This window comes from Falsochrobactrum ovis (genome assembly GCF_003259955.1).
Classification (GTDB): domain Bacteria; phylum Pseudomonadota; class Alphaproteobacteria; order Rhizobiales; family Rhizobiaceae; genus Brucella; species Brucella ovis_A.
This window is the reverse complement of record NZ_QLMK01000003.1, coordinates 127,001-140,518: the sequence shown is the minus strand read 5'-3', so window position 1 is coordinate 140,518 and position 13,518 is coordinate 127,001. Positions and strand designations below refer to the sequence as shown.

Genomic DNA, 13,518 nt, shown 5'->3' with positions numbered 1-13,518 from the left:
TCATTTTGAAGCGCCCCACAGTTGCAATAACTGATAGCAGCAATGCCGGTTCCCTGATTTAAGGTCACAACATGAGACGTGATGAAATGTCTTGGAGACTTAGATTAGTATTTTCTTATGTAGACAAAGCCGATTGATATTTACCAAAAATGCTGTGACGGCCTAAAGTTTTCATAAGCTGAATTTAAGATCTAAAATTCGTCATAACGACGAGAGCTTCGTCGAAATGGCAAGAAGATGCTTTAAAATTGTCATTTTAAAGGGTTGTTTGTACAAACATTAAGTGGAAGAGTTTACTTATGGACTACGCACAAATGGGGGTGCGAGCAGCTTAATTATCAAAATAATATATCGAAGACTTGGAAAGCCCGTTTTTTCTGTTGCTTAACCGTGGCTCGTATCAAAAATAATTGTGATGTTTTCTGGGAGGAAATCAAAGCATGCCTGCAAGGCCCGTAGTTCAAGCCGACACAATTCTCTTCAATGGAACGATCTGGTGCGGATATGAAGAGGGGACTGTAGAAGCGCTGGCGATCTGGCAAGGTAAAGTTCTCGCCACGGGCAAACAGGCGGAAATAATGGCCTATCGGGGTGATGAAACCCGATTACTCGATCTTGAGGGCCGCTTTGCAACGCCCGGGCTAAATGATGCACATTTGCATTTAATCTCCCTCGGGTTGACGCTGAATTGGATTGATGCGAGGTCGGATGCCGCACCCACGCTGGACAGTTTACTGAGTGCTATTCGCCGCAAAGCCTCGTCCATACCGGCGGGAAATTGGATTATGGCCCGCGGTTATGATCAGACCAAGCTGGACATTGGCCGCCATCCATTACGTGAAGAACTGGACCAAGCCGCACCTGATCACCCGGTAATGTTGGTGCGCGCGTGCGGCCATGTTTCTATCTTTAATTCGGCTGCGTTTAAGCTGGCCGGTGTGGATGAAAGCACAAAGGTTCCAGAAGGGGGACTGATAGAGAAAAAAGACGGCGCGCTGACCGGTATGGTTGCGGAAAATGCCCAAGAATTGCTACGTGCGGCAATTCCCTCGCCAACTACGGAACAGATGATTGAGGCCATTGAAGCGGCGGGCAATCTGCTGCTTTCATATGGTATCACCAGTGTGATGGATGCAGCCGTCGGTCAAGTGGCGGGCTTTGACGAAATCCGTGCCTATAACCTCGCCCGCTTGCAAAAAAGGCTGCCCGTCCGAAGCTGGCTCGTTTTGCTCGGCGACCCTGGGCGATCTATCGTTGAACAATGCTACGAGACCGGACTTGTGTCAGGAGTGGGTGACGATATGGTCACTATTGGCGCTGTTAAGATTTTTCTTGATGGCTCTGCGGGCGGTCGCACTGCGTGGATGAGCGAGCCATATCTTGGCGGCGACAACACTCTTGGCGTGCAAATATTATCGGATGAAGAGCTCGAAAGCTTGGTGCTAAAGTGGCACGAGAAGGGCTATCAATTTGCTTGCCACGCAATTGGCGACGCTGCAATTGGCCAGCTCATTAGCGCCTATGAAAAGGCGCTTACTGCCTTTCCTGATCCGGATCGGCGGCATCGCATTGAGCATTGCGGGTTTTCGACCTCACAACAACATGAGCGTATGAAGAAATTAGGCATATATCCTTGTCCGCAGCAGGTGTTTATCTACGATTTCGGCGATGCATATGTTTCGGTTCTGGGTGAAAAAAGGGCGCTTTCGAGCTATCCGCTCAGAACTTGGCAAGAATTAGGATTTAAACCCGCAACGGGCAGCGATGCTCCAGTTTGTCATCCAAATCCTTTTCCGAATATTTATTCCATGCTGACGCGTAAAACCTCTCAAGGAACGGTAATGGATGCTAATGAGCGCGTTGGTATTGAAGAAGCATTGCAGGTTTATACAGAATATGGTGCCTTTTCACAGAAGCTGGAAAAGGTGAAGGGCAAGCTCGTGCCGGGTCAATTTGCGGATATTGCTGTATTCTCTCGCAATATGCTCGCCGCACAACCGGAGGAAATTCTCAACGATACAGAGTGCGTTTTGACCATATGTGGCGGGGAGATCGTATACCAAAAACAATAGGCGGGGGCGCTGGGCGGCTTGGCTGGTGGCTTTGTCGCCCGGAATATGGTTCTCTTCATACAAACTATAAAAGGGGAAAAAATGAAAAAATTTGCATTAATGGCGGCATTTTCAGCGTTTCTGCTGACGGGTACCGCAACTTACGCAGCCGATGAGCCGCGCTCAGGTGGGGTGATCAATTTTGTCGCGCCATATGGCGATAGTTTTTCGTCGCTTGATATTCACGCCTCTCCGGCAACTCAGGACGAGTTTTATGCCAAGGCCATTCATAGGACCCTTTATGATTGGGATGCCAATGAAAATACGCCCGTCCTGGGGCTTGCAACCGATGTGTCTGTTTCAGATGACAAGCTGACCTATACTTATAAGCTGCGCGACGATGCCCATTTCCACAATGGCAAGCAACTAACCGCAGATGACATTATCTGGAGTTATACCCGGATGATGGACCCTAAGCGCGCTTTCCCACCTGCACGCTATATTGCCGAAATTCAGGGTGCGGATGAATATTCCCAAGGCGCCGCAGACAGTATTTCCGGTCTCAAAAAGATCGATGATCACACGCTTGAGATTACGCTTAAACAGCCGATCAATCCAAGCTTCTTGTTCATGCGCAATAATACGGCGATTTATCCGGACGGCGAAGGTGATAGCGAGGAATTTCAGCGCAACCCCATTGGTCTTGGGCCGTATAAATTTGCCGAATATGTTCCCGGTTCACGCCTAACGGTCGAGAAGTGGGATAAATATTATGAGGATGGAAAACCCTACGCTGACAAGATCAATATCATGATCATGGGAGATGCAGCAGCGCGTGACGTCGCCTTCCGCAATAAGGAAATTGATGTGGCTGTGTTAGGCTCAGCGCAATATGTTGCCTATCAGCAGGATCCGGAACTATCGAAGAACTTGCTTGAAGTCGCAGAAGTTTATACGCGCATGGTTGGTTTCAATCCTGACCACGAGCCGTTCAAGGACAAGCGAGTTCGCCAGGCGATAAATTATGCGATTGATAGTGATTTGATTATCAAGCGTTTGGTCAAGGATAAGGCCTATCGTGCGGTGGGTTGGTTGCCAAACTCGTCGCCCGCATTTGACAAGAACGCAAAACCTTATCCATATGATCCCGAAAAAGCCAAAGCTTTGCTCGCCGAAGCGGGCTACCCGGACGGGTTTGAATTCGAACTCACAGCCACGCAAAATGAAAGCTGGGGCTTGACGATTGTTGAAGCCATTATTCCGATGCTCGATAAGGTGGGCATTAAGGTTAAGGCGAAACCAGTGGAAGCTTCTGTGCTTTCAGAAGTCGTGCCCGGAGGTGATTTCCAAGCGTTCATGTGGTCGCTTGAAAGCGGTCCTGATCCGCTGACATCGCTTCAGTGTTTCCATTCTCAAACGCCGCAGTCATCCTGCAATTATCAGAAGTTTTCCAACGCAGAGTTCGACAAGCTGATCGATGATGCAAAGGTTGCGGAAACTGAAGAAAAGAAAAATGACCTATTGCGTCAGGCCAATAATCTGCTTCAGGAAGAAGCGCCAGTCTGGTTCTTCAACTATAATAAGGCGGTGATGGCTTATCAGCCTTGGCTTCATGGCCTTCAACCTAACTCAGCGGAGCTTGCGATTCAGTCCTACGAGGATTTGTGGCTGGATGAAAACGTTCCGGCAGGACGTTAAGCCTAGCGGGTAAATTAGCCCGTCCGGTGATTGTTGCGACGATTGCCGGGCGGGCCAATGCGCTTTGCCAGCGTTCCCTTGCTGATACGGAAGGAGGGCCGTGTGCTTTATTTCATCCTGCGCCGGGTCTTACAAATGATCCCCACGGTTGTGGCGGTGTCGCTGCTTATTTTTGTCATTTTCAGCGTAGTACCAGGTAGTATTGCATCAGGTCTTCTTGCCAGCGGCAAAGGTATGAACGATCCGCGAGCAGTGGAGAAAATTACGCAAGAATTCGGACTTGATAAGCCGGTTCATGTGCGCTTTGGCAATTATCTTGTTCAATTGGCGCAATTTGATCTGGGGACGTCCTATCGTTCACGTCAGCCAGTGGCCACACTTATTCAAGAGCGTATGTGGCCGACGCTCAAACTTGCATTTGCCGCGATGGGTTTTGCGATATTGGTTGGTGTTCCGCTCGGCTTTTTGGCGGCGCTGAAACCTGGCAGCCTTCTGGATAGCGTAACGATGATCGGTGCGGTTTCTGGTCTTTCATTGCCGCAATTTTGGCTTGGCCTGCTGGCAATGTATCTCTTTGCGCTCACTTTGGGCTGGTTGCCAAGTTTTGGTTATGGCGATGGCGGCATACGTCATTTGATTTTGCCAGCAATGACACTTGGTGTCGCCCCTTTGGCTCTGTTGGCGCGAACCACGCGCGCTGCGGTGCTTGAAGTGATGAATGCCGATTTCATTCGCACGGCGCGCTCAAAGGGTATGAACAGTTTTCGTTTGATCAAATGGCATGTCGCGCGCAATGCTTTGGTGCTGATTATTACGACGATTGGTCTGCAATTTGGCTCCATGATGGGCCAGGCCGTGGTAGTCGAAAAACTTTTCTCATGGCCGGGGCTGGGGTCCCTTTTGATTGATAGTGTTTCGTTGCGCGATATTCCGGTCGTGCAGGGGGCCATTCTCGTGATCGTATTGTGGTTTTTGATCATCAATACCATCGTTGACATTCTTTATGCGGTCATCGATCCGCGCATCAGCCACGAGTAAGCTCATGAATCTTCGTTTTAATTTTGTATTGGGCGGGATCATTTGCATACTCATGCTTGGAGGCGCGGTTTTTGCTCCTTTGATTGCGCCTTTTCATCCCATCATGGATGCAAATCTGATGAATGCGGAACTGCCGCCAGATCGAGAGTTTTGGTTTGGCACGGATGCGCAAGGCCGAGACGTATTCACTCGCATTCTCTACGGGGCACAAATATCGCTCACTGTCGGCGTTGTTTCCCAATGTATCAACACTGTGATCGGTCTTTGCTTTGGCATTTCCGCTGGTTATTTTGGCGGCTGGTGGGACGATATGGTCAATGGTCTTACCAATCTGATGCTGGCAATTCCATCGCTGATTTTCGCTCTTGCGATCATGGCGGTTCTGGGGCCAGGTTTGTTGAGCCTGCTCATCGCATTGGGGCTGACCAACTGGTCTTGGACATGCCGAATTGCGCGAAGCTCTACCCTCTCTTTGAAAAAACAGGGCTATATTCAGGCAGCTAAAATGCTCGGTTATAGTGATCTGCGTATCATGATCACGCAGATTGTACCGAACATGATCGGGCCAATCCTCGTTATTGGAACGCTTGGAATGGGCGATGCTATTCTCGCTGAAGCCGCACTGTCTTATTTGGGACTTGGCATCGCACCGCCAACGCCGAGCTGGGGCAATATGCTCACCGATGCACGCGAACTGATTGTCAATGCTCCATGGGCTGCAATTTTCCCCGGTCTTGCAATTTTCCTCACCGTGCTTGGCCTCAATCTCTTTGGAGATGGTCTTCGCGATTGGCTTGATCCCCATATGAGGACGCGCAAGATATGAGCGGAAATAAACTTCTCGAAGTGGAAAATCTTCGTATCGATATTCTTGCAGGTTCAAGTCAGCATAATGTTGTCGATGATGTTTCCTTCGCGATTGAAACCGGGGAGACATTTGGACTTGTGGGTGAATCGGGCTGTGGGAAGAGCATTACCGCTCTGTCCCTAATCGGGCTGTTGCGAAAACCGCTTGCAATTACCGGAGGTTCTATCCGGTTTAAAGGGCAAGACTTGCGGCAAACATCAGCGCGTGAAATCCGCAAGCTGCGTGGCAACCGTATTGCGATGATTTTTCAAGAGCCAATGACCGCGCTTAATCCACTATCTCCGGTGGGTCGGCAGATTGCCGAAATGTATGTGCTACATCAGGGTGCCACTTGGCACGAGGCAGAGCGCAAAGCAGTTGAAGCCTTAGCCAGCGTGCAAGTGCCAGCACCGGATCAGCGCGTTAAAAACTATCCTCATCAAATGTCGGGCGGTATGCGACAGCGCGTGATGATCGCTATCGCACTGGCTTGTGATCCGGATCTGTTGATTGCCGATGAACCCACGACTGCGCTTGATGTTACGGTACAGGCGGAAATTCTCAGGTTAATCAAAGAGCTTTGTTCAGCTCGCGGCACTTCTGTGCTGATGATCAGCCACGATCTGGGTGTCATCGCTAGAATGTGTCAACGTGTTGGCGTGATGTATGCTGGTCACTTGGTCGAGGCGCGGGAAACAGCAAGTCTGTTTCAGCATCCTTCGCACCCTTACACCCAAGGACTTCTCGCATCTTTGCCACGGCTCGGCTCTCGTCAGAGCGAGGGGCGGCGGCGTTTGCAAGAAATTGAAGGGGTCGTGCCGTCTATTTCGGCTTTTCCGCACGGTTGCCGGTTCGAGCCGCGCTGCACTCGTTCAACTGAAATATGTAGGCAAGTGGTGCCAGGTCAGTCTCATCTCGCGGATGGAGGTTTTGTGAGGTGTTACCATCATGACTGATAAAGGATTTCAAGCAAGCTCTCTGGTAGACCCATTGGTACAGATCGACGATCTTTGCGTTTATTTTCCGGTGGGAAATGGCCTATTTGGCCGCAAAAAACAGTTATTGCGTGCAGTCAATCATTTAAGTCTCACGCTCAATAAGGGTGAATGCCTATCAGTCGTTGGCGAATCCGGCTGCGGAAAATCGACTTTGGCTCTATCACTTGTCGGGCTGCAAAAACCAACGAGTGGCGAGATTTATTTTGAAGGCAAGCCAATTACCGGCAAGGGTGAACCATCACGGCTGGAACGGGCCAAAATGGTACAGATGGTCTTTCAAGATCCGTTCGCCTCGCTTAATCCGCGCCAATCGGTTTATTCGTCCTTGGCCGCGCCGTTGCGCTTGCATGGCATTACCAATCGCAGCGAGATTGACGGGCGTCTGGAAGAAATCATGCGGCTGGTCGGGCTTAAGCCAGAACAAGCGAAGCGTTTTCCGCATGAGTTTTCCGGTGGTCAACGTCAGCGCATTGGTATTGCCCGCGCGCTACTTCTTAATCCGAAGGTCATTGTGCTTGATGAACCAGTCTCAGCGCTCGATGTTTCGATCCGGGCGCAGATCATTAATTTGCTTCTCGAATTAAAAGAGCGTTTGGGCCTTTCCTATATTATGATCAGCCACGATCTGAGCGTGGTCGAACATATGAGTGATCGCGTGGCAGTGATGTATTTCGGTCAAGTAGTGGAAACCGGGCCGTGGGATCGCATATTTTCTAACCCGACCCATCCTTATACACGGCGTTTAATCAGCGCCATACCAGACCCAATGCAAGAATTATCGGGCGAGAAATTGATTGACGAAACCGCCACACCTTCTCCGCCTCAAGGCTTTGCTTTTTATCCGAGTAGTTTTGGAACGCATGATGTGCATCAGATCCCACCACCCACTCATTTGGTCGATATTGGCGGCGGGCAGAGTGTAAGAGTTATTGAAGCAGCGTGATTGAAAATGCTTATTGTTGCGTTTTTCCGCGCAGCTTGGTTTCGGTAAAAACCAGAACACTGTTGATGAGAACGGCAAGTGTGGCAACTATGATGCCGCCCTGTAAAACAAAGGCGGTATTGCCTGACAAAAGCCCAGCAACAATCACTTCTCCAAGCGTACTGGCGGCGACGGTTGATCCGATCGTCGCAGTTCCGATCGAAATAATAGTGCTCAATCTAATTCCAGAAAGAATGACTGGTAGCGCAAGCGGCAACTCCACTTGAAACAATAATTGCTTATCTGTCATTCCCATGCCGCGGCCTGCCTCAATGACGGTATCGTCAAGTTCGGTCAGACCAGTCAGAGTATTCTCAAAAATCGGCAAAAGCCCGTACAGTAATAGTGCGATGAAAGTCGGAACGGAGCCGAAGCCAAAAATTGGAACGGCAAGTGCAAGAACCGCGACCGGCGGAAATGTTTGACCTAAATTTGCCACCGCGCGCGAAAGCGGAAGGAATTCCTGTCCAGATTTACGTGTTGTCAGAACTCCAAGCGTAACCGAAATAAGCGTTGCGGTCAGAGTGGCGACGCCTACTAATAATAGATGGTTGACGGTCAGCTGGAGCAGGGAGTTTTGAGTATAGATCGCCGGCGCACGGTGATGCGTGAACGGCTCAAACAGCCAGCCAAACAATTGTGGCCGTAAAAGAAAACCACATAATCCCAAAAAGAGAACGCATTTTATGATCGTTCCGGGTTTCGCACGGATCCTCACGATGCGGCCTCGCGCGCATATGTTTCAATTGCCTTGCGTGTAATTCGTCCCATGATTTGGCCATTTTTTATCACGGGGAGAGCGTCTCTGCCCGACCACAAACTTGTTCCCAGCGCCTCCCGTAAGGATGCGTTACTAGCTATGGGTGCGCCCTCGGCAGGTCCGGGCTCTGTGAGCGTTTCAACGCTGCGCAATGCCAGCAGCCGATAAATCCGATCGCCACCGCCCCCAAGTAGAGTGCGGACAAAATCGGTAGCAGGTTGGGTGATAATGCCTTGCGGAGATGCGTATTGAAGCAGTTTTCCCTTATCCATCACCGCAATGCGGGAACCTAACCGGATCGCCTCTTCCATATCGTGAGTGACGAGAACAATGGTCGTGCCATAGTGTTTTTGGATATTGAGCAAATCTTCTTGCGCCTTGTCGCGAATGATCGGATCGAGTGCGCCGAAGGGTTCATCCATTAGCAAAATGGCGGGATTTGATGCCAGCGCCCGTGCGACACCAATTCGCTGTTGTTCTCCACCTGAAAGTTCATGGGGCATGCGATCACGATAGAGCGCGGGATCAAGCTTAAAGAGCGTGAGAAGCTCATCAATGCGTTTAGAAATTTTTGGTTTATCCCAGTGGAGCAATTCGGGCACCGTTGCTATGTTTTGCCCTACTGTGCGATGCGGAAAAAGCCCGTGATTTTGGATGGCATAGCCAATGCCGCGCCTTAAAATATGCGGGGGTATCTCACGACAATCTTTACCATTGATGCGAATTGTGCCGGAGTTTGGCTCCACCAACCGGTTTATCATTCGCAGAACAGTAGTTTTTCCCGAACCGGAAGTGCCGACAATCACAGCCAGATCCCCGTCGTCGACAATCATTGATACATCATCGACGGCGCGCTGACCATTAAAGCTATGGCTAACATGGGAAATCTCAATCATAGCCCTTACTCCGATTTTGCCTCACGCCCACGACTGATTTCAATCAACGCATCAAGGATGATTGCCGCACTAAACGCCATTGCAACGGTGGGTAGAGCGCCCAGCAATATTAGATCCGTTGCGGTTTGGCTTAAGCCCTGAAAAATGAATGTGCCAAGGCCACCTCCACCGACCAATCCCGCTATGACGGTAAGGCCTATATTCTGCACCAGAACCACCCGGATGCCGGTGAGTATAACGGGAAAAGCAAGCGGAATTTTGATCTTTATAAGCCGCTGAACACGCGTCATTCCTATGCCTTCTGCTGCTTCCGTAATGGCCGATGGCACGCCAGCCAACCCAGTTACGGTCGCAAGTGTTATCGGCAGCAAAGCGTAAGCAATGAGCGCAATCAGCGCAGGCGCAGGGCCAATGCCGGCAATCCCAAGTGCTGCCGCACCAGGCAAATTGGCGCCCACCCAGGCGAGAGGTGCAATTAATACACCAAATAAAGCCATGGAAGGAATTGTTTGAATGACATTGAGAACAGAAAGCACTGCCTCGCGTAAACGAGGGGAATTATAGATTAAAATGCCAACCGGAAATGCGATCAACATAGCCAGACAAAGCGAACCACCGGCGAGCATGACATGTGTGCTCAATGCATTCATGAACGGGCGTCGATAAGATGCATATTCCTTGAGGATTGAAAGATCGTTCCATGCTCCGAAATATAAAATGGCTCCAAAACCTAGGCCAAAAATGCCCAGCACCGCAATCCGGGTCACAGGCTTTAGCTTGAGCTTTACGACGCTGTCACCAATTGCAAGGCCAAGCGCAAATAGCAGAAACCAGAAACCCCCGCCGGGAGATATTCGCGCATAATTATTATCGGTTGGTGTCAGATAGGTTCCGCTCGATCCGATTAAAAATAACAGACTAAAAAGCGCGATGCTGAGGATAAAAAAACGTAAGCTCGCTTTTGTACGCACGACCATGATTAATACACAAAGCTGCAACAAAGTGCATAAAAAGACCCATTGAGCGAAAGGTAAGGCGTGCCATAATTCAACCGGCGCTGCTGCCGCGATACGGTTGGGGCGTAATGCTGCAAATGGCTGGAAAATTGCTGCCGAGATTAAAACCGCAATTACCAAGCCCAGCCGATCCAAACCGAAACGGGTTGATGAATGTGAGGTAGGGCCTGCTCTCGCCTGCATCAAGTCGCTGTCACCTGGCTTTGATCGTGGCTGGATCTCCAATAAGTTATTTTAGAAAGCCTTTTTGGGTCAAATAATCACGTGCCACATCGGCCGCAGGTTCACCGCCAATTTGTACACGGCCATTAAGCTGTTGCAAGGTCTTGAGATCAAGAGACTCAAAAACTGGTTGCAGCAAATTTTCAATCTGCGGATATTCTTTAAGGGTTGCCTCTCTGATGATCGGCGTGGGCAGGTAAACGGGTTGCACTCCTTTATCGTCCTCAAGAACAATCAACCCCGCCGGTGCAATGCCGCCATCGGTACCGTAAACCATCGCTGCATTTGCGCCGGAAGTTTGTTGTGCAGCGGCTGCAATTGTGGCTGCCGTATCGCCACCAGAAAGTGTGATTAACTGATCAGGCTTAAGAGAAAACTGGTAGGCAGCTTGAAATGCCGGAAGAGCGGTAGGAGAAGTGACAAATTCAGACGATGCGGCAAGCTTAATGTCACCGCCGTCAGCTACATATTTGCCAAATTCCGACAGAGTTGAAAGTTTGTGCTCATCTGCCAAATCTTTGCGTAATGCAATTGCCCAAGTATTGTTGGCTGCTGCAGGCGTTAGCCAGACAATTTTGTTGGTTTCAAAATCCAGTTTTTTCGCTTCTGCATAACCTTCTTGTGGCTTATTCCAGACTGGCAGGTCCGGCTTATTGAAAAAGAATGCAGCATTGCCTGTATATTCTGGATAAATATCGATCTGTCCCTGCAGGATTGCTTCCCGCACGATGGGCGTGGCACCGAGCTGAATTTTATCGATCGTCGGAATATCATTGGCGCTGAGCACCTGAAGAATGATGTTTCCTAAAACGCCGCCTTCAGTATCGATTTTAGAACTAACGACAACATTCGCCGAATGTGCGGCTGTGGCTGAAAGAATGCCGACGCAAAGGCCAGCTGTGAGCAGAAATTTAAACATTTCACTCTCCAAAGCGCGGGGCGATATAGAATGAGCCCTCCGGGCTTCTTCGTAAAGAATAAAATCGTACAGTTTGATAATAACTAGAGCAGACAGCGGGCCTTGCAAGGCAGGTAGCACGATAGAGAAATCGCAGTTTATTAGCTTTGTTGTGAATTCGCTTTTTGTGACGTCGATGCGCAATTATTGCAGTTGAAAAAATCCACTCACACTAACACGCATAGCATTGATTGTTATTCTGAGTGTTTAGGAGGTGGAACTTTTGCTAAGTGTAACATATACCTATTTATTAGTAGGTAGGAGTACAGTGAGAAATTGGGAAAGAGAAAGGTGGAAGGAAAGGTTTTTCGCCTTCCCATGTTACACTAATTATCAGGAACGTATAAGCTTGAATTGAGCCAGACGCGATTGATTCCAAATCGCTGTTTCCTATCTCCCTTGGCTTTAGCTACAAGGTTTATGATATTTAAACTTAACCAGGCGCTGTTTCCACCTCAGGTGTGAAACAGATCGCGACGGTTCGCAGAAAGGATAGAATATGAGCTGGAAACCCCATGGAAAACATTTGATCGCCGGGGAATGGGTGGCAGGAGAACAGACATTCGCGTCTACCCCTGCGTCGGGGCCATCATATGATTTTGCCGTTGGTACACCAGATCTGGTTGCGCGTGCTTGTGAGGCCGCGGAGGAAGCATTCTGGACCTATGGTTATACGTCTCGCGAGCAGCGTGCCGTATTTCTTGAAACCATCGCTGATGAAATCGAAGCCCGCGCGGCTGCGATCACAGAAATCGGTACACAGGAAACGGGCTTGCCAGCGGGCCGCTTAGAGGGTGAGCGCGGTCGTACGACCGGTCAGCTTCGTCTTTTTGCTGATCATATCCGTAAAGGCGCTTATCTTGATCGTCGTGTGGATGAGGCATTGCCGGACCGCAAGCCCGCACCACGTCCTGAAATTCGTATGATCCAGCGCCCTGTCGGCCCGGTGGCCGTTTTTGGTGCGTCCAATTTCCCGCTCGCATTCTCTACCGCTGGTGGCGATACCGCAGCAGCTTTGGCCGCAGGTTGCCCGGTGGTTGTGAAGGGACATTCCGCACATCCAGGCACAGGCGAAATCGTTGCAGATGCGATTGCGTTAGCTATCGAAAAAACCGGTATGCCGAAAGGTGTTTTCAGCCTGATTCAGGGCGGAAACCGTAAAGTCGGCGAAGCTTTGGTGACCCATCCGTTAATCAAGGCAGTAGGTTTCACCGGCTCCTTGGGCGGAGGACGTGCGCTGTTTGATCTTTGCGCCCAGCGCCCTGAGCCTATCCCATTCTTTGGTGAACTGGGCTCGGTCAACCCGATGTTTATGCTGCCTGAGGCACTTAAAACCAGAGCTGAACCTTTGGGCGAAGGCTGGGCAGGTTCGCTCACCATGGGTGCGGGACAGTTTTGTACCAATCCAGGTATAGCCATTGTCATCAACGGACCAGATGCCGACAAATTCGTCAGCTCGACTCGGGCTGCGTTAGAAAAAGTCGCGCCTCAAACCATGCTGACCGATGGCATCGCCAAAGCCTATCATGATGGTAAGGCGCATTTTGATAGCCGCAACTCGGTAAAGCCAATTCTGGTAACGGAAAGCGAAGGCCGCCAAGCTTCTCCAAATCTTTACGAAACCACTGGCGAAGCTTTTCTTGCGGATGATTCACTCAGTGAGGAAGTATTTGGCCCGTTGGGCGTCGTGGTGCGCGTCAATTCCGCTGACGAGATGGTTGAGTTGGCAAAAGGATTTGACGGCCAGTTGACCGCGACGATTCACATGGATGAAGGCGACGCTGACACAGCCCGTTCATTGCTGCCTATCTTGGAGCGTAAAGCTGGCCGAGTGCTCGCGAATGGCTTCCCGACGGGTGTTGAGGTTGTGGATTCGATGGTTCATGGCGGTCCTTACCCAGCAAGCACCAACTTTGGTGCAACCAGCGTTGGCACGCTTTCGATCCGTCGCTTCTTGCGTCCGGTTAGCTATCAGAATCTGCCTGCTAGCATTTTCCCTGAGGATTTATGAAACCGGCTAAATTTTAAGGTATCACACCGTTAGCTCAACAA

Annotated in this window: 11 protein-coding genes; 7 read left to right on the top strand and 4 right to left on the bottom strand. The window is 50.1% G+C overall.

All coding sequences use genetic code 11. The features are described 5' to 3' along the window. Window positions 1–440: 440 nt before the first annotated feature. From C7374_RS06260 to C7374_RS06235, 6 genes are all read left to right on the top strand, one after another. The gene (locus tag C7374_RS06260; protein WP_111574754.1) at window positions 441–2,072 is read left to right on the top strand and encodes an amidohydrolase; all 1,632 of its coding nucleotides are present in this window, start codon (window positions 441–443) and stop codon (window positions 2,070–2,072) included. An 81-nt stretch (window positions 2,073–2,153) separates the two neighbouring features. Beyond that, entirely contained in the window at window positions 2,154–3,749 is a 1,596-nt protein-coding gene (locus tag C7374_RS06255; RefSeq protein WP_111574753.1) for an ABC transporter substrate-binding protein, read from the top strand. Between the two features lie 102 nt (window positions 3,750–3,851). Next, the gene (locus tag C7374_RS06250; RefSeq protein ID WP_111574954.1) at window positions 3,852–4,787 is read left to right on the top strand and encodes an ABC transporter permease; all 936 of its coding nucleotides are present in this window, start codon (window positions 3,852–3,854) and stop codon (window positions 4,785–4,787) included. 4 nt (window positions 4,788–4,791) lie between these two features. Beyond that, window positions 4,792–5,613 (top strand): ABC transporter permease, encoded by an 822-nt coding sequence (locus C7374_RS06245; RefSeq protein ID WP_111574752.1) that lies wholly within the window; start codon window positions 4,792–4,794, stop codon window positions 5,611–5,613. Further along, window positions 5,610–6,590 (top strand): ABC transporter ATP-binding protein, encoded by a 981-nt coding sequence (locus tag C7374_RS06240; protein ID WP_111574751.1) that lies wholly within the window; start codon window positions 5,610–5,612, stop codon window positions 6,588–6,590. Before C7374_RS06245 ends, C7374_RS06240 begins: the two co-directional genes overlap by 4 nt. Continuing rightward, window positions 6,583–7,575: an ABC transporter ATP-binding protein gene (locus C7374_RS06235; protein ID WP_111574750.1), complete on the top strand. Its 993-nt coding sequence runs from the start codon at window positions 6,583–6,585 to the stop codon at window positions 7,573–7,575. Before C7374_RS06240 ends, C7374_RS06235 begins: the two co-directional genes overlap by 8 nt. A 10-nt stretch (window positions 7,576–7,585) precedes the next feature. On the opposite strand, the gene C7374_RS06230 is transcribed toward C7374_RS06235, so the two are convergent. Genes C7374_RS06230 through osmF form a run of 4 tightly spaced genes read right to left on the bottom strand, consistent with a single transcriptional unit; the run spans window position 7,586 to window position 11,427 of the window. Next, window positions 7,586–8,326 carry an ABC transporter permease gene (locus C7374_RS06230; protein ID WP_111574953.1) on the bottom strand — a complete coding sequence of 247 codons (741 nt, stop codon included), beginning with the start codon at window positions 8,324–8,326 and terminating at the stop codon, window positions 7,586–7,588. Between the two features lie 2 nt (window positions 8,327–8,328). Then, entirely contained in the window at window positions 8,329–9,270 is a 942-nt protein-coding gene (locus tag C7374_RS06225) for an ABC transporter ATP-binding protein (RefSeq protein WP_111574749.1), read from the bottom strand. Between the two features lie 5 nt (window positions 9,271–9,275). Then, window positions 9,276–10,469 (bottom strand): ABC transporter permease, encoded by a 1,194-nt coding sequence (locus C7374_RS06220; protein WP_111574748.1) that lies wholly within the window; start codon window positions 10,467–10,469, stop codon window positions 9,276–9,278. A 46-nt stretch (window positions 10,470–10,515) separates the two neighbouring features. Further along, on the bottom strand, window positions 10,516–11,427 hold the full coding sequence (osmF, locus tag C7374_RS06215) for a glycine betaine ABC transporter substrate-binding protein OsmF (RefSeq protein ID WP_111574747.1): 912 nt from the start codon (window positions 11,425–11,427) through the stop codon (window positions 10,516–10,518). A 538-nt stretch (window positions 11,428–11,965) separates the two neighbouring features. Between osmF and C7374_RS06210 the strand changes: the two genes are divergently transcribed. After that, window positions 11,966–13,477 (top strand): aldehyde dehydrogenase (NADP(+)), encoded by a 1,512-nt coding sequence (locus C7374_RS06210; protein ID WP_111574746.1) that lies wholly within the window; start codon window positions 11,966–11,968, stop codon window positions 13,475–13,477. Window positions 13,478–13,518: the final 41 nt, after the last annotated feature.